Below are 17,932 nucleotides of genomic sequence, written 5' to 3'. Positions count from 1 at the left end.
AACCGGCCGGATCGTGTGAGAAGCTTTCACTTACGAGGTGTCCCTCTTGACTGGGTGGATTAGACGTCGCAATCGACATCTTCCCAGCTCAAGGGGGCATTCTCGTTCTCCGCCACGCTCACCCCACCAACCTCACCGGTGGATCAGGGTTGACGCGGAGCGCCTGGCGTTGGCGTTCCCCGATATCGGTGGATTCCGGGACGAATCCGGGCGGATCGTATGGGCGGTGGTCAGGCAGCAGCCGACCACTATTGACGCCAAAGCTCCTGACGTCCGTACGGTCCGGGAAATCTTGGCCTCCACGGGGATCAAGGCCGTGACCGAGTCGAGAATGGTCGACTGGCTGAATTGTCACACCATTTTCGTCTCCTGCTTGAACGCCGCGATCATCCGCGCTGGGGGAGACCCGGTTCGCGCCGCGCGGTCTCCCACGATCCTGAATCGCATGGTCGGTGCGATCCACGACGGATTCCGCGCCTACCGCAAGCGCGGCGGTCGCGTCAGGCCGATGCCGCTGGCCGTGCTCTTCGGTCCGGTACCCGCAGCGTTCGCAGCCCGCTATTGGAAGCGTGAGCTGCAAGGCCCGGTCGCGAAGATCACCCTCGCGCCCCACACTCGTAATAGCGAACATGACGAGGTTCCATTGCTATGTCACGAAGCGAATGCACTTCTCGGCGGCGACGCCCCTGTGCTCAAACGGTGGCTGGCCCCCTTGGTGGATCGGGCAGGACGTGAGGAGTAGGCGAGCCCCCAGCGCCGGTGGTCAGTCTTGACCTGCTCGGCGAGTTCCGTGGGCGCCCGGGGAGCCATCGATATGATGAATGATATTATCAGTCATATGAGAACTGAGGCGCCGCTCCTCGCTCCGGTCTTCCGGTCGGACGGTCAGGCGCGCCTGCTCTCCGCATTGTTGCTCACCGGCGATGAACTCAGCGTCACCGATGTGGCCAAGTCGGCCGCCCTGGCCTACCCGACAGCGCACCGCGAGGTCGCGCGCCTGCTGGACGCAGGCATCCTGAGCGAGCGACAGGTGGGCCGCACGAGGCTCATCCGCGCCAATAACGAGAGCCCGCTGGTGCAGCCCTTGCGCGAGATCCTCAGGATCGTGACCGGCCCGCTCGTGATCCTGGCCGACGAGCTCGCCGGCATCGATGGCATCGAGTCCGCCTTCCTCTATGGCTCCTTCGCCGCACGGATGCGCGGGGATGGCGGTCCGTCACCGCACGACGTCGACGTCATGGTGCTCGGCGAGCCCGATGTTGACGCGGTCTACGAGGCTTGCATGCGGGTCGAGACGGCGGTGCACCGACCCGTGAACCCGACAATCCTCACAACTGAGGAGTTCGGGGCACCTTCTGGCTTCCTGGACAGCGTGCGCAGCGGCCCGGCCGTAGCCGTGATCGGGGAGCTGCCGTGGCAGTGACTCCACTCACCCGCGCACAGCAGGCGACGATCCTCGTGCTGGTCGAGGCGCGACGTCTCGTTATCGTGCCCGCAGATTTGGCGCGTGCGACGTCGTTCCTGCGCCAGGCCGAGGAGCGTCTGAACCAACTGCCGTTGCTCACCAGTGTTGTTGTCAGATACGGAATTGCCTACGACGCCTGTCATGACACGGGTGAGGCACTGCTGGCCGCGTACGGCTTCCGGACGACCAACGGGCCAGGTCAGCACGAGGCGCTCGGCCGTTACCTGCAGGCCGTCTTCGACAAGCCGCCCTCGGAAAGGGCGGCGCGAGAGTTCGACCGCTGCGCCGCGCTCGCAACCAGGACCGCTACGAGGCGAAACCGGTGGGTGCGGCGGCGACCGAGAAGGCCGAGCAGGTCGCCCGGACGTTGTTCGACGCCGCTCTCACCAGAGGGATCTCGACGTGACCCAGCAGTTCCTGAGGCCGTCGCCACGTAGTCGGGTTCGACCAGGATGCCGGTACCTCACGCCGGTGTATAGCTTCCCTCTGCGGCGAGCTGAAGCAGGAAGTCTCGCTGCAGTCCCGGGACGAGCGCGCACGTGTCGAGGACGGCGCGGTACATGACGACCTGGCCGCCGTCAGCGTGCTTCGCGCCGGGCTTCGTCCAGGAACGTGTGAACCTCGTCGGTGTCTGCATCGGCGTACTCGGCCGAGCTGTCCGCGATGAACTCGTCGCGCCGAGCCTTCAGTGCATTGCGGTAGGCGATCACATCCGCCAGCCACAGCTTCCGGCGGACCGTTCCGGGTACGTGTGCAGGTATCTCGCCGTCATCGATGAGGCGGACGACGGTCGGTCGGCTCAGTCCGAGGATGTCAGCTGCCTGCTGGGTGGTGATCTCCTGATCTCGCGTGAGGATGCTGATCGATTGACCCCTGGAGAGGACCCGAACGACCTCTTTGAGGACGGAGTGGAGTTCTTCCGTGAGCTCAACGCGGTCGTGCTCCTGGGAGCCGGACAGGTAGAAGGCAGGCTGGAGCGGAGCTCCAGCTGCTGGATTGGCGGCTCCGTGAGCGTGTGCGCCAAGATGGACGAGCGCGGCCGCGCGCCGCCGAGGTGCACCGCTCTCGACCTGTCATATCACGCGATATCCTTGACCTATGCCGAACCCGGTCCGAGAGCTTCGCGAGGCCGCCGGCCTCAGTCAGGCGGAGCTGGCCCGGCGGTCCGGGGTCGCTCAGCCGAACATTGCCGCCTATGAGGCCGGGCGGCGCAGGATCTCCGGCGAGATGCTGGAGCGCCTACGCGCAGCCGCGCGTCCCTTGCCTCACGATGCGCTCGCTGCGCGCCGAGCCGATCTGGTGAGCCTTGCCGGCCGCTACGGCCTCAGCAATGTCCGCGTCTTCGGTTCCGCGGCACGGGGCACCGACCGCCCCGGCAGTGATCTGGACATCCTCGTTACCCGCTCAGCGGGCACCGGCCTGCTCACGGTTGCGGCATTCGCTGCAGAAGCGGGGGAACTGCTCGGTGTCGAGGTCGACGTAGTGACCGACGGCGGTCTGCGCGCCGATCACGAGATCCTGGCAACGGCCGTCGCGGTATGAATGAGCGGGACGCTGCGACGCTCAGGGAAGTCGTTCGCCTGTGCGGGGTCGGTGCGAATCTCGTGGGCCGCGGTCACGACTGGTACGTCGACGATCCCGACAACGTGCCCGGTCTGGCCGCCGAATCGCTCATCATCAAGATCGGCGAGAACGTTGCACGCTTGAGCCCTGACGCGACTGACCGGCACCCCGAAGTGCCGTGGTCGCTGATCAAGCGGATGCGGGACCGCTTGGCCCATCACTATGAGAGCACCGACTATGAGGCGATCTGGGACACGATGGTCGTCGATCTGCCAACGATCAGCAGGCACATTGAATCGCTCGAAACAGAGTGAGACCTCACTGACTCAAGCCACCGGGCCGGAACGTCACAACCCGAGGACCCGCATCATCTCCTTCGCCAGCTGCTGCTGACCGGCCACCGTGGGATGGTCGCCGTCCGGCCCCACGTACTGCGGGGAGGCGAGCCAGTTCTCGGCCAGCGGGTCGACGAACCGGCTGTGCGTCTGCGCGGCCGCCGCCTTGAGCGCGTCCCGAACGGCGAGGCGATCCGGTTCGGGCTCGTTCGTGAAGGCCGTCGGTCCCACCACGATGAGCCGTGCATCCGGGGCGGTGGTGTGGGCCGAACGCAGAGCGGAGACGGCGGCGCCGGTCAGATCGGAGGCAGTTCCGCCCATGTCGTTCTCCGAACCGAAGAACACGACCGTCTGCGTGTCGGGGGTCACGGCGGCGACGGCGTTCGAGCCGAAGGTGCCGTTGTTGTCGCCGCCCGTGAGGTACCCGGCACCGTTCTCCGAGGCATTCACGACGTTCAGGCGACCGCGCGTCTGCTCGGCGAGCAGGTGGGGCCACGCCGCATCCGGCGACGTGCCGAACCCGGTGCTCAGGGAGTCGCCGACAATCACCAGGCTCGGCGGGCGTGACGCGCTCGCCGAGGGTGCCGTCTGGCCGACCGCGAGGACCACCACGGTGATGGCCACCGCCATCGCCAGCACTCCGCCGAACAGACGCCAGCGCCACCGTTTCATCCGGTCTCCCTCCCGGGCTCGACCAGATTCTCCGTTTCCACGGTAACGGGCCTGGATGTGAGTGCCCTTTGTCTCCCGCGCCCGTACCTCGACCGGGCCACTGTCGACGACTCTTCGGCGGACGAAACGCCAGCCCAAGCATCGATACTGACATCATTTGGTGACAGAATCGATGCGGAGGAGGTGGTGGACGATGAGGACGACGGTGACCCTGGATGACGACCTGGTGAAGCGCGCCGCCGAGCTGGCCGGCGTGGACGAGAAGTCGGCGTTGCTGCGCACGAGTCTGGAGACGTTGATCCGCGTCGAGAGCGCGCGACGGCTGGCGGCTCTCGGCGGCGAGGATGCCGACGCAACGGCGTCACCGCGGCGACGGGCTCAGTGACGTGATCCTGGTCGACACCTCGATCTGGATCGACCACTTCCACGCCTCCGAGGCGCACCTCGTCCGCCTCCTTGACCGTGACGACGTCGGCTCCCATCCTCTCGTCGTCGAGGAGCTCGCGTTGGGATCACTGTTGCGGCGCCAGGAGACGCTCACCCTTGTGGAGAGCCTGACGACGTTCCCGTCCCTGTCCCACGTGGAGTTGCTGCAATTCGTGGACGGCCGCGACCTGTGGGGTCGGGGACTCAGCCCTGTCGACGCTCACCTTCTCGGTGCCGTCAGGCTGGTCGGAGGCGCCCAACTGTGGACTCGGGACAAGCGATTGCGTGCCGCCGCGGTCGCTCTGGGCGTCGCCCACGCGGAAGGGCCCGTGTCGAACTGACGACGTCGGCGGTCAGTCCGGCATGCGGGCGTCGGTCCGGTGACCCGGGCCTCTCACCCCCGGATCGCGTCCTCCTCACGTTCGTGCGGGGTCCGGTCGTCACGGTCCGGGTCGACGGCGTCCTCGCGGCGCGGGTCGTCGGTCATGCTGGACAGCTCGTTCGACGGCGTCGCCTCGTCCCGCCAGCGCAGCAACGCACCGATCCCCTCCGGGATGGACGCGATGCCCTCCTCCAGGGCGGAGACGCCGGCGTCCGTGGCGATGGCCTGCCGGATGAGCTCCTCGATGCCCTCCGGCTCCTGCCCGACGACGAACAGGAGCTCGTCGACCTGCCCCCGCTCGAGCGCTTGCCTGACCTCGTCGACCCCGGCCAACGAATCCGTGACGCGGCGCTGGTTCTCGTGGAACTGATCGGCCAGCTGCCGTTGTCGCTTCTCGATGAACTCCCGCGTCACTCGCTCCAGCTCCTCGCGGAACGAGGCACGTTCCATGCTCACGCCACGGGTGCCGCCGGAGACGACCTGGAGTCGGGCGCGGGCTTCCTGACCGAGCGCGTCCTTCAGCAGCGCCGTCGCCCGGACGTCTCCGGTGAGCAGCACCATGTCCGGCTTGTGCTTGACGACGAGCGCGTCGACCTTCTGGGCCACCGCCTCGGCGTTGCGTTCCCACGAGTCCTCCACCCGGGCATCGAAATTGCGGGCTCGCCACCCGTGCTGGGCCCCGCCGCCGACGCTGGCCTTGTGCAGCTCGTCGTGGCCGCCGTCGACGCTCGACTCGCCCTCGATGTCGTTGCGGGACCGGGCGATCACCGGGTTCTCCGGGGCCCGCAGATGCAGGTCCGCGCCCGCCCGGTCGACCTCGATGAGCAGCTGGCTGACGGCGTACGGGGTGAGCTGGAGCAACGGCAGTAGCACCGGCGCGTCGCCGAACGCGGCCGCGTCCTCACGGGGCGGCACGGGCAGCACCCGGTCGAGCAGGATCTCGCGTGGCGAGGCGATGATCGCCCGACCGTGCCGGCCCCCGATGGACGACGGACTGAGCACCGTGTCCGCGATGTCCTCGAGCAGGTCGTCGGCGACGCCGGCCGAGGAGAGACGTGAGCGGCACTGGTTCCAGCGGGTGGTCAACTCGGTGGCCGCACTCGGATCGGTCCGAGTGGTGTCGAGATGGACCGAGACGAACGGGCCGGCGTCCTCGAGGGCGGGCTTCAACCACGGCAGTTTCACGGATGACCTCCTGGTTCCTCGGTGAACGGCGACGCGGTCGTTCCCGGCAGCGTCGCCGCTGGGGGTTGTCCCACCTTTCCACGCGGCCGGTTCGGGAGCAAGGACAGCGCCGTCGCCGCGGACGGACCGCGCACCAGAGCACGAACAACGAGGTCACTGTCCGGGCCGGCGTGCGAGCAGCCCGACGAACCAGCTCTCACACGTTGTGGCCGAGCCGTTCGGCGAGGCCACCAGGTCCGGGACCGCCAGGTCGGGCGGCGTGAAGTACTCCGGGTAGCGGCCGCCGTCACGGTCGATCCACGCGGTCCGCAGTCCGGCGGCGTGCGCGCCGTGGATGTCCCACGGGTGCACCGCGACCATCAGCATTCGCTCCGGCGGACTGTCGCACGTGGACGCGGCGTGGGCGTAGGCCGTCCGATGCGGCTTCCACGCGGGCGCGTCCTCGACGCTGAGGAACCGCGCGAAGGCGTTCACGACGCCGGCTCCCTCGAGCAGTCCGCGGGCCGTCGCGGCCGACCCGTTGCCCAGGGTCACGAGGTCCGCTCGCCCGTGCAGTGCCTCGATCCCGGGCACGACGTCGGGATGCACCTCGAGGGCCTGCAGAGCGTTCATGATCGAGGTGACGGCCTGCTCCGGCCCGTCCACGCCGTGGGTGGCCAGCAACCCGATTAGACCCCGCTCGGCGATCCGCGCGAACGGAACGTTGTCGCCGGCGACGGCCGCGGCGAAGCCGTCCCGCAGGATCCCGGCGAACCAGGTGGCGGCCAGCTGCTCGGGCGTGCCCACCGCGGCGAACGCCGCGCCCAGGGGCCTCATGTCCGACAGGGTTTCGTTGACGTCGAACACGATCACGTCCACGTCCTCGGCGCTCACACCGTCGGTGCTCATGACGTCGGCTCCGGGGACGGCACCGCCGCCAGGTGCTCGGCCCGGACCGCAACCACGTTCTCCTGCCCGGGGTGCTTGCTCAACCAGGTCTTGATGTAGGAGCAGACCGGGACAATGCGGATCCCGGCGTGCGCCGTGTCGGCCAGAGCCTGCCGGGCGAGCGTGGACGCCAGTCCCTGCCCGGCGTGATCCTCGTCGACCGTGGTGTGGAAGAAGATCCGCTCGGGACCGTCGGGACCGTCGAAGGGCATCCAGGAGGCCTTCCCGATGACGGCCCCGTCGTCGATCAGTTCGTACCGGCCGCGGTCGCGGTTGTTCCGGACCGTGATGTCAGCGTCCACGGGTCTCCTCGGTCGGTGGCCGTCATCCTTCGCACTGCCTCCAGCAGACCGGACGTCCGGCCGCGCGTCAAGGCATCGCAGCCGTCCGGAATAGGGCTGCTGTCTCCGTCGGTTGTGCCGACCATGCGCGCCATGACGTACGACCGATACGGAGACACCGACGTCCTGCACCTGCAGGACCTGCCGACCCCCAAGGTGGGACCCGGCCAGATCCTGGTCCGAGCGACCCGCGCCTCGGTCAACCCGGTGGACTGGAAGGTGATGGCCGGTGGCCTGGACGCCATGATGAACGCTCACTTCCCGGTGGTCCCGGGTTGGGACGTCGCGGGCGTCGTCGAGCAGGTCGGCCCCGACACCCCGGAGTTCGCGGCCGGCGACCGGGTCGCCTCGTACGCCCGCAAGATGGTGGTCTCCGGTGGCACCTTCGCCGAGTACGTCATGCTCCCGGCCGAATTCGCCACCATGATCCCCGACGACGTCACCGACGACGTGGCCGCGGCTCTCCCGTTGACGGGACTGACCGCGAAGCGCAGCATCGAGGCGCTGGACCTGGCGGCGGGGGACACGGTGCTCATCCACGCGGCGTCCGGCGGGGTCGGTTACCTCGCGTGCCAGCTGGCCCGTCGGCAGGGCGCCACCGTGATCGGCACCGCGTCCCAGGCCAGTGCGGACAAGCTCCGGGACATCGGCGTCATCCCCGTCACCTACGGGGACGGGTTGACCGACCGGGTGCGGGAGGCCGCGCCCGACGGCGTCGACGCGGTCGCGGACTTCGTCGGCGGCGTCCTCGAGACGACGCTCGCCGTGCTGAAGGACGGCGGTCGGCACGTCTCCGTGGCCGACCCCGCGGTCACCGAGCACGGCGGCCGGTGGATCTGGGTGCGGCCCGACGCCGCCGGCCTGGCCGAGCTGCTGCGTCTGGTGGACGCCGGCGAGTTGACGCTGGACATCGACCGGACCTTCCCGCTCGACCAGGTGGCCGAGGCCTTTCGGGTCAGCCAGGCCGGCGAGGCGAAGGGCAAGCTCGTCATCGACGTGACGCGCTGAAGCACTCACTCCCACTCGACGTCCCCGAACGTCGAACCGGTGCCCGGGTAGCGGTGCCGCAGGAACTCACCGACGACGGCGGCGCCGAGGTCGGCGGGGTCGGGGGAGACGACGCGCCCGTCCACCCGGTGCGCCATGGACTGGAGGAACCGCTCCAGTCCCGGATCGTCGCCGAGCCGGAAGAACGTGACCTCCGCGCCGAGCCGGCCGACCCGGTCCAGTTCGGCGACCGTCGCGCGGACCGTCTCCGGCTCGGGCGGCCACGAGAACCAGGCCTGACCGTTACCCACCAGGTGCGCGGTCGGCTCGCCGTCGGTGACGACGAGCAGTACCGGCTGCATCGTCGGGTGCTGCCGGAAGAACCGGGTGGCCAGCGTCAACCCGTGATGCAGGTTGGTGCCCTGCTCACGCATCGCGGACAACGCGGTGAGTTCGCCGATGTCGCGTCGCTGCGCGTACCGGCCGAACGTGACCAGCTGCAGCCGGTCCCCGCGGAACCGGGTGGAGACCAGGTGGTGCAGGGCCAGGGCGGTGCGCTTCATCGGCACCCACCGTCCCTCCGCCGCCATCGAGAAGGACGTGTCCACCAGCAGCGCCACCGCCGCCTGCGTCCGGGCCTCGGTCTCCCGGACCTCGACGTCGCGCACGTCCAGCCGGATCCCACCGGCCGGGTCCCGGCCCTCGGAGACCACCCGGCCGATCGCGTTGGTGACCGTGCGGCCGACGTCCCACGGCTCGATGTCGCCGAACTGCCACGCCCGGGTGGACCCCGTCGCCTCCCCGGCCGCTCCGGCCAGTCGGGTGTCCCGGCGTCCCTGCCGTCCGGAGAGCCGGCCGGCCGCGTCCTGCAGCAACGACTTGCCGAGCCGCCGCATCGCCTTCGGAGAGAGCTGCAGGTCCCCGTCGGCGCCTCGGCGCAGGTACCCGCTCTCCCGCATCGCCCGCTCGAGCTCGGCCAAGGTGCGCGCGGAGACCGCGGCCTCGTCGCCGAGCTGCCGGGCCAGGGACTCGACGTCGACATCGGACAGGGTGGACCCGGCGTAGGACTGGGAGAGCTGCTCGGCCAGGGAGTCCAGTTCCGCGATGTCCTGCAGGACGCCGGTCCCGTCACCCAGCCCCAGTCCCTCCTGCCCCTCGAACCGCTCGGACCCGGTCCAGTCCTCGCCCGGCCGGAGTGACTGCAGCGACGCGTCGAGCCGGTCCAGCTGGGCCATCAGCTCGGGGGAGCCGAACGCCTGGGCCGAGAGGGCCATCAACTCCTCCCGCTGCTCCGCGGACATGGACCGCAGCATCCGCTGCGCCGCCGCGGAGCGCCGCGCGAGGGCGTCGATCAGCTCGTCCACATTCTGCGGGTTCTCCGGGAACGCGTCGCCGTGCTCGGCCATGAACCGCTCGAAGTCCTCGGGGGTGTCCTCCCCGCGGGCGTGCTTCTCCAGCAGGTCGTTCAGGTCGGCCAGCATCTGCGCGATGGCCGCCCGGTCCTCGGCCGTGGCGTTCTCCATCGCCTGCTTCATCCCGGCGAACCGTTGATCGAGCATCTCCCGGCCGAGCAGGTCCTTGATCTGCTCGTACATCTGGCGCGCCTCCTGCGACTGCCAGTCGTAGTCCGCGAGCTCGCTGACCGCGGCCGCGGTGGAGGAGGGCAGGTTCTCCATCCGCATCTCGCGGAACGCCCGGTCCGTGTTGTCCATCATCGCGTCGCGGACCAGCTGCTTGCGCTCCTCGAGGACCGCCGCATCGAGCAGCTCCTTGACCTGGTCGAGCGTTCCGCCGAGGCGGTGACGTTGCAGCAGGTCCCGGCGCCGCTGCTGCACCCGACCGGCCAGGTCGTCCAGACCCTGGCGATTCCGGCCGCCGCGACGGAGGAACTCGCGCATCGCCTGCTCGGGGGAGTACCCGGACATGACGTCGTCGGCGATCGCGTCCAGGGCCTCGGCGAGGTCCACCGGAGGCGCGAGCGGGTCCGGCCCGCCCGCGTACCGGCCGTAGCTGAACGAGGACTGGTGGCGGCCCGGCATGGCGTGCTCCCTATCCGTAGACGGTCTGACCGTCGCCGCTCTCCTTGGAGAGCTTGCGGGCGAGGTAGAGCCCCTCGAGGGCGAGTTCGATGGCGCCGGCCCGGTGGCCGGTGCTGCCGCCGTCCAGCCGCGCGGCGACGTCGTCGTACAGCGTCGACCCGGACAGATCCGGCAGGGCGTCGAGGAACTCGGCGGCGGTGACCCGCTCGCCGGTCGTGATGGTGCGGCGCCCGTCGAACGCCTCGACCAGCGGGGCGAAGTCCAGGCCGCGGAAGTGCTCGCGTACCGCCTCGGCGGTCGCGGTGCGTAACCGGTGCTCGAGGATGTCCCGTTCCCGGCCCTCCTCACCGGACTCGAACTCGATCTTGCCCATCAGCACGTCGACGGCGGTCTCCAGGTCCACGAGCCGGGCGACGGGCTCGTCGCCGGCCCGTACGGTGGCCCGGTGCCGGGCGGCGGCCGCGACGGTCTCGGCGCCGGCGATGGCGAACCGGGCGGAGACACCGGAGGCCTGGTTGATCTCGCTGGACTCGCGCAGCGCGCGGGTGAACCGGGCGAGGATCTCCATGATCACGTCCGGCACGTCCGCGGTCAGGTGCGCCTCCTGGCGCACGACGGCGACCTCGTCGTCCAGCTCGATCGGGTAGTGGGTGCGGATCTCCGCGCCGAACCGGTCCTTCAACGGCGTGATGATCCGGCCGCGGTTGGTGTAGTCCTCCGGGTTGGCCGAGGCGACGACGAGCACGTCCAGCGGCAGCCGCAGCACGTAGCCGCGGATCTGGATGTCACGCTCCTCCATCACGTTCAGCAGCGCCACCTGGATCCGCTCGGCCAGGTCGGGCAGCTCGTTCAGGGCGACGATGCCGCGGTTCGCCCGCGGCACCAGCCCGAAGTGGATGGTCTCCGGGTCGCCGAGCCGGCGCCCCTCGGCGACCCGCATCGGGTCCACGTCGCCGATCATGTCCGCGACCGAGGTGTCCGGGGTGGAGAGCTTCTCGACGTACCGCTCCGAGCGGTGCCGCCAAGCGATCGGCAATCGGTCCCCGTCGATCGCGGCCCGCGCCCGCGACTCGGCGGTGATCGGCTCATACGGATGCTCGTTCAGCTCCGAGCCCTCGATCACGGGGGTCCACTCGTCGAGCAGCCCGGTCAGGGTGCGCAACAGGCGGGTCTTGCCCTGCCCGCGCTCGCCGAGCAGGACGACGTCGTGCCCGGCGATCAGGGCGCGTTCGAGCTGGGGGATGACGGTGCGGTCGAAGCCGTGCAGGCCCGGCCAGGGGTTCTCGCCAGCGGCCAGCGCCGCCAGCAGGTTGTCGCGGATCTCCTCGCGGAGACTCTTCTGGACGTGGCCGGCAGCGCGTAGCTGCGCCACCGTGCTGATCTCGGGCTGCTCACTCACCTGAATCACGCTAGACCCGCCTCGTCCGAACCCGGAAGGCCTGTTCACCCGGGGCGGAGTGCCGTCCGGGGCCGATCCAGTCGGCTTCCCGACTCCCGGTACCACTGGGCGCACAGGAGCACGGCGAGGGTCGCGTCGGCGAGGTCCCCGCCGTAGGACATGAGCATTGCGGCCGCGCGCATCGCGTCGGCGTCGATGCCTCGACCGGAGCAGGCGGGAGAGCGCCCTGGCCCGCCGGACGGGCTGCGCGCGCAGGGCGAGGGTGACCGGAGCGGCGAGCACCAGGAGCAGTGGCCCCACCATCCCGGCCAGCAGATGGCCCGCCATGTGGGTCACGGGATCCGTGCGTCCGACGGCGACGACGACGCCCGTGGCCACGGCAGCAACCCCGCCGATTCAGCGCCGGGACAGGACGCCGGGGCGGGTGCGGATCGTCAGCACGACGCCGAGCGCCAACAGCACGAGGGCCGTCAGGTTCCAGGTCAGGTCGTACGGCAGTCGTTCGGTGACGTAACGGATCTGGTGCACGCCCCACCACAGGTGCTGGACGGTGCCGTCATAGAGCTGGAAAGCGCCGGCGCCCAGGAGCACCCCTCCCCACCAGCGGGCCGGCGTCAGACCGCCCCGACGGCGCACGTCCGCGAGCAGGAACAGGCCGGCGACGGTGGCGATCCAGCTTGCGGCGTGGAACAGGCCGTCCGAGACGAGCCCCACCTCGGCGGTGGCCCGGTCGTAGAAGTGGTGCCAGTGGAGCAGTTGGTGGAACACGGTCTCGTCGAGGAAGGCGACCAGGCCGACCCCGAAGAGGATGCCGGAAACCAGCGTGAGGCCCGCGTACCGGACGCGTGCGTCTGGGGTGGGGCCGGCCGTCATCGGATGCCTCCTCGCGGCGTCCCGGCGGACGCCTGTCGGCGTGCACCGGCTGCTGCAGTGCCTCCGGCGGTGCCACTCTGGCTCCCGCGGTCGCGACGAGGGGCAGGCCGGGTCCTCGCTCACCGTACGCAGTGGGCGGAACGGTCGACAAGCCCGCGACGTGCCGCGCCGGACCCGGCCGCCCACCGGACGGTCGTGGCGAACACCCGGCGGACGCGCCTACGCTGCGACCATGACGACCGGCGAGACCCCGACGGCATTGGCGCCCGCACCCGCATCGCCGCCTCCGCCTCCCACCACGCTGGTCATCCTCGTCCGGCACGGCGCGACGCCCACGACGGATCGCCTCCTGCCCGGCCGAGCGCCCGGGCTCGGCCTGTCCGATCTCGGCCGCGAACAGGCGGAGCGGGTCGCCGAGCGGCTCACCGCCCGGACGATCGACGCGCTCTACAGCTCCCCGCTGCAGCGGACCCGGGAGACCGCGCAGCCGACCGCGGACTGCACGGGACTGCCGGTCGTCGAGGACGCGGGTCTGATCGAGTGCGACGTCGGGGAGTGGACCGGGCGGGCACTCGCGGACCTGGCGAAGCTACCCGAGTGGCGCACCGTGCAGGCAGAGCCGGACGCGTTCACCTTTCCCGGCGGGGAGAGCTTCGTGGCGATGCAGGAGCGCATGGTCGCCGCCCTGGCCCGGGTGAAGGAGGCCCACCTCGGCGGTACGGCGGTCTGCTTCTCCCACGCCGACCCGATCCGCGTCGCGCTCGCCGACGCTCTCGGCACCCCGCTGAACCGGTTCCAGCGGATCAGCGTGGACCCCTGCTCGGTGTCCGTCATCTCGTACCAGGACGGTCGGGACCCGGTGGTGCTGATGGTCAACTCGTCCCAGGCGTCGCTGGCGGATCTGACCGCGTCGTGAAAGCCGGCGTCATGAGAACGAGCGTCGTGAGCAGTCTGATCGGCACCAGCGCCGTCTTTCGAGGCCCGCGTGGCCGGTGACGAACGTGAGCTCGGAATTCTCGACGGCGGCACCATCGAGCTCCTCGGCCAGATCGCCCGCAGCAGCAACGAGACTTTCCTCGTCGAGGTGGCCGACCCTGCCGATGCTGACGAGAAGTCGTGGGCAATCTACAAGCCCGAGCTGGGGGAGAAGCCCCTGTGGGACTTCGAGCCGGGCCTGTACCGACGGGAGCGGGCGGCCTACCTGCTCAGTGCCGCGCTGGGATGGGACCTGGTGCCCGCGACGGTGGTGCGCGACGACGCGCCCTTCGGCATCGGGTCGCTGCAGTGGTTCGTCGAGTGCAACCTGGCCGAGCACTACTTCACCTTGATGGAAGGCTTCCCGCAGACCCATGACGACCTGCGCCGGATGGCCGTGTTCGACGTCGTCACCAACAACACGGACCGCAAGGCCGGGCACGTGCTGCGTGGCACGGACGGGCGGATCTGGGGCATCGACCACGGGCTGTGCTTTTCGGCGCCGTTCAAGCTGCGCACCGTGATCTGGGACTTCGGCGGAGAGCCGGTCGACGAGGGCCTGCTCGCCGACATCGCCCCGCTGGCCGAGGAGGTGCCTGCGGAGGTCGCCGAGCTGCTCGACGCCGCCGAGGTGCGGGCGCTGCGGGAGCGGGTCCAGAGCCTGCTGATGCGGCGCATGTTCCCGATCGACGTGACCGGCCGCTGGTTCCCGTGGCCCTTGATCTGAGGAGTCGCCAAGTTCGGGTCAGGCGTGAGCGAGCCAGCACCAGATCGACTCGCGAACTCTCCTGGAGCATCCGCTCGGCATCACCGTCGACGTAGCGGGCGACCAAGAGCATGTCGTCCAGCCGATTCCGAATAGGCAGATGGAAGATCGGCTCGTGGTGTGCCACCCGATTCCGGAGAACATGGATACGTTTCACCGCGCTCTCCAGCTCGGCTCGATGTCGCCGGTGGCTGGCGACTCCAGCGAAACCGGGCGAAATTCGCGGCCAGATCGTTGTCTGGTATCGGCGGGTCAGGAGAAACCTCCAGAAGCCGAACGTCAGTTCTGCGACCACCTTGCCCGGGGACTCGATCCCGTTCTGGGTCCGGGCGCGGAATCGGGCCGTACTGACGTCGTCCTGTGCACGGGAGGTCAGCCGGTACTGGCGGTCGAGGTACCAACGCTCGCCCCCGGAGTGCGCGGCCAGCTGTCGGTGGATCACGTTGCGGAGCAGAACTTCCACGTGCCCGATGCTCTCGAAGCACGCCGCTGAAGTCTCCGCGTTCCAGAGATAGAGCGGGACGACCGGCCGCCCCGTTGCGCGGTAGCGGTTCAGGCGCTCCGTGCTGACCCAGCGGGAGAGCTGGGCCTCTGTCGGCTGGAACGGCAAGGTCGCTCTCCGATTTGCTACAGTTGACGTTGAAAGCCCCGGAACGATCCCTGCTCTGAGAAACCGAGCATATCGCCGGGGCTATTGCGTTGCCGGGCTTCTCTTCGGCCCCGGGTCGAAGGAGCCTCGCATCACTGCGCTGCGAGTCGTGACCCGTCACCGGTTCCCTTGGCCGCTGATCTGACCACGCCGTCCCGCGCCCGCTTGTGACTCACCTCATCCTTCCGTAGCCTGCTGGGCAGACGCGTGTTCAGTTATCGAATCGCGTGTTCGATTATCGAACGGCGGTGGATTCCAGGTTTCCGCCGACGCAACAACACGCTATAAGGGGTGCCTCGTGCAGTTCCACCACCACGGTTACGTCTCGGGTGACCCGCGGATCCAGCCCGCCGCCGGCGTCGGCGTCGACCGCCCGGGTGAGCTGCCGGAGGAGGTCGACGTCCTCATCGTGGGGTCCGGTCCCGCCGGCATGCTCGCCGCGGCACAGCTCGCCCAGTTCCCGGGCATCACCACCCGGCTGGTGGAGCGCCGGGAAGGCCGGCTGGCGATCGGGCAGGCCGACGGCATCCAGGCCCGCAGCGTCGAGACCTTCCAGGCCTTCGGCTTCGCCGAGCGGATCATCGCGGAGGCGTACCGGATCACCGAGATGAACTTCTGGCGCCCGGGCACCGAGGACCCGACCCGGATCGTGCGCGGTGGCCGTGCCGTCGACGACGAGTTCGGGATCAGCGAATTCCCGCACCTGATCGTCAACCAGGCCCGCGTCCTCGACTACTTCGCCGAGGTGGCGGCGCTCTCCCCGACCCGGCTGACCCCGGACTACGGTTGGGAGTTCCGGGGCCTTGCCGTCGCCGACGACGGCGACCACCCCGTCACCGTCACCCTGAGCGGCGTCGGCGCGCGGGAGGGCGAGGAGCGCACCGTCCACGCGAAGTACGTCATCGGGTGCGACGGTGCCCGCAGCAAGGTGCGTGAGGCGATCGGGTGCACCATGGCCGGTGACCGGGCCAACCACGCGTGGGGCGTGATGGACGTGCTCGCCGAGACGGACTTCCCCGACATCCGCACCAAGTGCGCGATCCAGTCCCACACGGGCGGATCCATCCTGCTGATCCCGCGGGAGGGCGGCTTCCTGTTCCGGATGTACGTCGACCTCGGCGAGGTGCCGGTGGACAACGCGGGCGCCGTGCGGAAGACCCCGATCGAAGAGATCATCGCCAGGGCCAACGAGATCCTGCACCCCTACGTCGTCGACGTGCGCGACGTCGCCTGGCACAGCGTGTACGAGGTCGGTCACCGGCTCACGGACCGCTTCGACGACCTGCTGCCGGAGTCCGTCGGCACGCGCACCCCCCGCGTGTTCATCACCGGCGACGCCTGCCACACGCACAGCGCGAAGGCCGGTCAGGGCATGAACGTCTCGATGCAGGACGGCTTCAACATCGCCTGGAAGCTCGGGCACGTGCTGGAGGGGCGCAGTCCGGAGAGCCTGCTCTCCACCTACTCGGCCGAACGCCAAGTGGTCGCGAAGAACCTCATCGACTTCGACAAGGAGTGGTCGTCGATGATGGCGAAGAAGCCCGAGGACTTCGCCGACCCCGCGGAGCTCGAGGACTTCTACGTGCGCACGGCGGAGTTCCCCGCCGGATTCATGACGGAATACGCGCCGTCGCTCATCACCGGCGCGGCCACCCACCAGCAGCGCGCAGTCGGCTTCCCGGTCGGCAAGCGGTTCAAGTCCGCGCCCGTGGTGCGCGTGTGCGACACCAACCCGGTGCAACTGGGCCACCTCGCCACGGCCGACGGTCGCTGGCGGATCTACGTCTTCGCCGACCGGGCGCCCGCGGGAGCGCCCGGAGCGGTCACCGATCTGGCACGCTGGCTGGAGACCGCGCCGGGTTCCCCCCTGGCGGCCACCCCCGCGGATGCGGACGCCGACGCCTGGTTCGACGTCAAGATCGTCTACCAGCAGCTCCACTCGCAGGTCGACATCAACGCCGTGCCGTCGGTGTTCCGGCCCCACGTCGGCCCGTTCTCCCTGACGGACCTGTCGAAGTCCTTCGGCATCGACCCGACGGCGGACATCTTCGACGAGCGCGGTCTGGACCGCTCCGGTGTCGTCGTCGTCGTCCGGCCCGACCAGTACGTGGCCGCCGTCCTGCCGTTGACGGCCACGGACGAGCTCGCCGCGTTCTTCGCGCCGATCCTGGGGCGGGCGACCGCCCGCTCCTGAGGCGTACGATGCAATCGACGACGAGCGTTCTCCACCAATCGGTGCGGTCCTCGTCGTCGGCGGGGCCGTTTAGGGCTCCGGCTGGCACCGGTGCACCACCAGTTCCGGCGCTTCTCGAGGCCGCCAGCGAGCTCCGCGCCCACCCACGGGTGCCCATCAGTTATCGGTTCCAGAGCTCCCAGGGAATTGCATTCGTCGCCCTTGCAGTGATTTTGCTCCACTCTTGACCCCCAGGAAACGACTGCGTTTCATGGGCGATGGTGGCCACGTCCAACGGGAAGGAATCTTCATACGATCGGCCTCGATCATCTTGGTACTTGACGCCGACGGAGAACTTCGCTGGCACCGGTTCAGCTGGTTCATTGCTTGCTCCGCGCTGATACCAATAAAGGTTGTTCAGTGATTCACCAATTCCGATGATTGTCACGGGTTCCGCATACCGCCTTCTCAGGACGGGTGCGACTACGCCGTCTTGCCCATCGTCCGTCTTCTGGTAATCGGGAAGGGGCGGATGGAAGGAAATCGCGACGTCCCGTGCCGCGCTCGCTCCTTGATTCGAGATCGTCAAGTAGATGTAGCCTTCAGCCATCCGAGGGCCAATGCGGCTCATCCCAATCCAGGGTGTAGGCGCGGTCTGAAGCCTCCGGTCTCGAGCAAGCTTCTGGCGATGTAGTTGGTGAGGTTGCGGAACCCGAGCGCGGAGCCGCGGAGGTGCTCGAGGCGGCCATTGATCGCCTCGGTCGGACCGTTGGAT

21 protein-coding genes and 3 pseudogenes are annotated in these 17,932 nt (G+C 69.3%); 10 read left to right on the top strand and 14 right to left on the bottom strand.

Annotation, left to right across the window (positions count from 1 at the left end):
* Positions 1-169: 169 nt before the first annotated feature.
* Both BKD30_RS15850 and BKD30_RS07010 read left to right on the top strand, forming a co-directional pair.
* The gene (locus tag BKD30_RS15850) at positions 170-742 is read left to right on the top strand and encodes a hypothetical protein (protein ID WP_143588100.1); all 573 of its coding nucleotides are present in this window, start codon (positions 170-172) and stop codon (positions 740-742) included.
* A gap of 48 nt (positions 743-790) precedes the next feature.
* Entirely contained in the window at positions 791-1,423 is a 633-nt protein-coding gene (locus BKD30_RS07010) for an ArsR family transcriptional regulator (RefSeq protein WP_235861546.1), read from the top strand.
* A gap of 620 nt (positions 1,424-2,043) precedes the next feature.
* Here BKD30_RS07010 and BKD30_RS16855 read toward each other — a convergent pair.
* Together BKD30_RS16855 and BKD30_RS16850 are read right to left on the bottom strand one after the other, a co-directional pair.
* Positions 2,044-2,175 (bottom strand): hypothetical protein, encoded by a 132-nt coding sequence (locus tag BKD30_RS16855; protein ID WP_268874371.1) that lies wholly within the window; start codon positions 2,173-2,175, stop codon positions 2,044-2,046.
* Between the two features lie 30 nt (positions 2,176-2,205).
* Positions 2,206-2,301, bottom strand: a pseudogene (locus BKD30_RS16850) (excisionase family DNA-binding protein); the annotation flags it as partial.
* Between the two features lie 262 nt (positions 2,302-2,563).
* Here BKD30_RS16850 and BKD30_RS06995 point away from each other — a divergent pair.
* On the top strand, positions 2,564-3,007 hold the full coding sequence (locus tag BKD30_RS06995) for a helix-turn-helix domain-containing protein (RefSeq protein ID WP_076703507.1): 444 nt from the start codon (positions 2,564-2,566) through the stop codon (positions 3,005-3,007).
* Positions 3,004-3,342, top strand: coding sequence for a HepT-like ribonuclease domain-containing protein (locus tag BKD30_RS06990; protein WP_076703505.1), 339 nt, complete (start codon positions 3,004-3,006; stop codon positions 3,340-3,342). Before BKD30_RS06995 ends, BKD30_RS06990 begins: the two co-directional genes overlap by 4 nt.
* A gap of 33 nt (positions 3,343-3,375) precedes the next feature.
* Here BKD30_RS06990 and BKD30_RS06985 read toward each other — a convergent pair whose 3' ends face one another.
* Complete coding sequence (locus BKD30_RS06985; protein ID WP_076703503.1) at positions 3,376-4,035, bottom strand: SGNH/GDSL hydrolase family protein; 660 nt, start codon at positions 4,033-4,035, stop codon at positions 3,376-3,378.
* Between the two features lie 193 nt (positions 4,036-4,228).
* Here BKD30_RS06985 and BKD30_RS06980 point away from each other — a divergent pair, with 193 nt between their 5' ends.
* Both BKD30_RS06980 and BKD30_RS06975 read left to right on the top strand, forming a co-directional pair.
* Positions 4,229-4,420 carry a type II toxin-antitoxin system VapB family antitoxin gene (locus tag BKD30_RS06980; protein ID WP_076703501.1) on the top strand — a complete coding sequence of 64 codons (192 nt, stop codon included), beginning with the start codon at positions 4,229-4,231 and terminating at the stop codon, positions 4,418-4,420.
* A gap of 1 nt (position 4,421) precedes the next feature.
* On the top strand, positions 4,422-4,802 hold the full coding sequence (locus BKD30_RS06975) for a type II toxin-antitoxin system VapC family toxin (protein ID WP_076703500.1): 381 nt from the start codon (positions 4,422-4,424) through the stop codon (positions 4,800-4,802).
* 53 nt (positions 4,803-4,855) lie between these two features.
* On the opposite strand, the gene BKD30_RS06970 is transcribed toward BKD30_RS06975, so the two are convergent.
* From BKD30_RS06970 to BKD30_RS06960, 3 genes are all read right to left on the bottom strand, one after another.
* Positions 4,856-6,028, bottom strand: a complete 1,173-nt coding sequence (locus tag BKD30_RS06970; protein WP_076703498.1) for a baeRF2 domain-containing protein — start codon at positions 6,026-6,028, stop codon at positions 4,856-4,858.
* A gap of 153 nt (positions 6,029-6,181) precedes the next feature.
* Complete coding sequence (locus BKD30_RS06965) at positions 6,182-6,916, bottom strand: haloacid dehalogenase type II (protein WP_076703496.1); 735 nt, start codon at positions 6,914-6,916, stop codon at positions 6,182-6,184.
* Entirely contained in the window at positions 6,913-7,257 is a 345-nt protein-coding gene (locus BKD30_RS06960) for a GNAT family N-acetyltransferase (RefSeq protein ID WP_076703494.1), read from the bottom strand. The genes BKD30_RS06965 and BKD30_RS06960 overlap by 4 nt, the downstream gene beginning before the upstream one ends.
* A gap of 123 nt (positions 7,258-7,380) precedes the next feature.
* On the opposite strand from BKD30_RS06960, the gene BKD30_RS06955 reads away from it, so the two are divergent.
* Complete coding sequence (locus tag BKD30_RS06955; RefSeq protein ID WP_076703492.1) at positions 7,381-8,304, top strand: NADP-dependent oxidoreductase; 924 nt, start codon at positions 7,381-7,383, stop codon at positions 8,302-8,304.
* Positions 8,305-8,309: 5 nt separating this feature from the next.
* Here the strand turns inward: BKD30_RS06955 and BKD30_RS06950 are convergent, their stop codons facing one another.
* The 5 genes and pseudogenes from BKD30_RS06950 to BKD30_RS06935 form a co-directional block, all read right to left on the bottom strand.
* On the bottom strand, positions 8,310-10,322 hold the full coding sequence (locus tag BKD30_RS06950) for a vWA domain-containing protein (RefSeq protein WP_076703490.1): 2,013 nt from the start codon (positions 10,320-10,322) through the stop codon (positions 8,310-8,312).
* 10 nt (positions 10,323-10,332) lie between these two features.
* Positions 10,333-11,721: a sigma 54-interacting transcriptional regulator gene (locus BKD30_RS06945; protein ID WP_076703511.1), complete on the bottom strand. Its 1,389-nt coding sequence runs from the start codon at positions 11,719-11,721 to the stop codon at positions 10,333-10,335.
* A gap of 44 nt (positions 11,722-11,765) precedes the next feature.
* Positions 11,766-11,903, bottom strand: coding sequence for a hypothetical protein (locus BKD30_RS16110; protein ID WP_159440551.1), 138 nt, complete (start codon positions 11,901-11,903; stop codon positions 11,766-11,768).
* 28 nt (positions 11,904-11,931) lie between these two features.
* Positions 11,932-12,099 (bottom strand): annotated as a pseudogene (locus tag BKD30_RS17060) (cytochrome c oxidase assembly protein); the annotation flags it as partial.
* A gap of 18 nt (positions 12,100-12,117) precedes the next feature.
* Positions 12,118-12,594, bottom strand: coding sequence for a DUF2243 domain-containing protein (locus tag BKD30_RS06935; RefSeq protein WP_076703488.1), 477 nt, complete (start codon positions 12,592-12,594; stop codon positions 12,118-12,120).
* 232 nt (positions 12,595-12,826) lie between these two features.
* Here BKD30_RS06935 and BKD30_RS06930 point away from each other — a divergent pair, with 232 nt between their 5' ends.
* Positions 12,827-13,510: an MSMEG_4193 family putative phosphomutase gene (locus BKD30_RS06930; RefSeq protein ID WP_076703487.1), complete on the top strand. Its 684-nt coding sequence runs from the start codon at positions 12,827-12,829 to the stop codon at positions 13,508-13,510.
* Between the two features lie 69 nt (positions 13,511-13,579).
* Positions 13,580-14,296 (top strand): SCO1664 family protein, encoded by a 717-nt coding sequence (locus BKD30_RS06925; protein ID WP_076703486.1) that lies wholly within the window; start codon positions 13,580-13,582, stop codon positions 14,294-14,296.
* Between the two features lie 202 nt (positions 14,297-14,498).
* Here BKD30_RS06925 and BKD30_RS17055 read toward each other — a convergent pair.
* Positions 14,499-14,945 (bottom strand): annotated as a pseudogene (locus tag BKD30_RS17055) (hypothetical protein); the annotation flags it as partial.
* A gap of 337 nt (positions 14,946-15,282) precedes the next feature.
* Here BKD30_RS17055 and BKD30_RS06915 point away from each other — a divergent pair.
* On the top strand, positions 15,283-17,178 hold the full coding sequence (locus BKD30_RS06915; protein ID WP_076703479.1) for an FAD-binding monooxygenase: 1,896 nt from the start codon (positions 15,283-15,285) through the stop codon (positions 17,176-17,178).
* A gap of 160 nt (positions 17,179-17,338) precedes the next feature.
* Here the strand turns inward: BKD30_RS06915 and BKD30_RS15835 are convergent, their stop codons facing one another.
* Positions 17,339-17,788, bottom strand: a complete 450-nt coding sequence (locus tag BKD30_RS15835) for a COG1361 family protein (protein WP_143588099.1) — start codon at positions 17,786-17,788, stop codon at positions 17,339-17,341.
* Positions 17,785-17,932, bottom strand: a 148-nt coding sequence (locus tag BKD30_RS06910) for a transposase (protein ID WP_143588098.1), incomplete at its 5' end; no start/stop codon positions are given. The genes BKD30_RS15835 and BKD30_RS06910, both read right to left, overlap by 4 nt.

Origin of the sequence: Tersicoccus phoenicis (assembly GCF_001968835.1) — a bacterium.
Classification (GTDB): Bacteria; Actinomycetota; Actinomycetes; order Actinomycetales; family Micrococcaceae; genus Tersicoccus; species Tersicoccus phoenicis.
This window is presented reverse-complemented; position numbering and strand designations above follow the sequence as displayed.

What these genes read in the sequence shown, in the direction of transcription:
- BKD30_RS06995 (WP_076703507.1), top strand. Translation starts at nt 2,564, where the DNA reads ATGCCGAACCCGGTCCGAGAGCTTCGCGAGGCCGCCGGCCTCAGTCAG.
- BKD30_RS06990 (WP_076703505.1), top strand. Translation starts at nt 3,004, where the DNA reads ATGAATGAGCGGGACGCTGCGACGCTCAGGGAAGTCGTTCGCCTGTGC.
- BKD30_RS06985 (WP_076703503.1), bottom strand. Translation starts at nt 4,035, where the DNA reads ATGAAACGGTGGCGCTGGCGTCTGTTCGGCGGAGTGCTGGCGATGGCG.
- BKD30_RS06980 (WP_076703501.1), top strand. Translation starts at nt 4,229, where the DNA reads ATGAGGACGACGGTGACCCTGGATGACGACCTGGTGAAGCGCGCCGCC.
- BKD30_RS06965 (WP_076703496.1), bottom strand. Translation starts at nt 6,916, where the DNA reads ATGAGCACCGACGGTGTGAGCGCCGAGGACGTGGACGTGATCGTGTTC.
- BKD30_RS06955 (WP_076703492.1), top strand. Translation starts at nt 7,381, where the DNA reads ATGCGCGCCATGACGTACGACCGATACGGAGACACCGACGTCCTGCAC.
- BKD30_RS06950 (WP_076703490.1), bottom strand. Translation starts at nt 10,322, where the DNA reads ATGCCGGGCCGCCACCAGTCCTCGTTCAGCTACGGCCGGTACGCGGGC.
- BKD30_RS16110 (WP_159440551.1), bottom strand. Translation starts at nt 11,903, where the DNA reads ATGCGCGCGGCCGCAATGCTCATGTCCTACGGCGGGGACCTCGCCGAC.
- BKD30_RS06935 (WP_076703488.1), bottom strand. Translation starts at nt 12,594, where the DNA reads ATGACGGCCGGCCCCACCCCAGACGCACGCGTCCGGTACGCGGGCCTC.
- BKD30_RS06930 (WP_076703487.1), top strand. Translation starts at nt 12,827, where the DNA reads ATGACGACCGGCGAGACCCCGACGGCATTGGCGCCCGCACCCGCATCG.
- BKD30_RS15835 (WP_143588099.1), bottom strand. Translation starts at nt 17,788, where the DNA reads ATGAGCCGCATTGGCCCTCGGATGGCTGAAGGCTACATCTACTTGACG.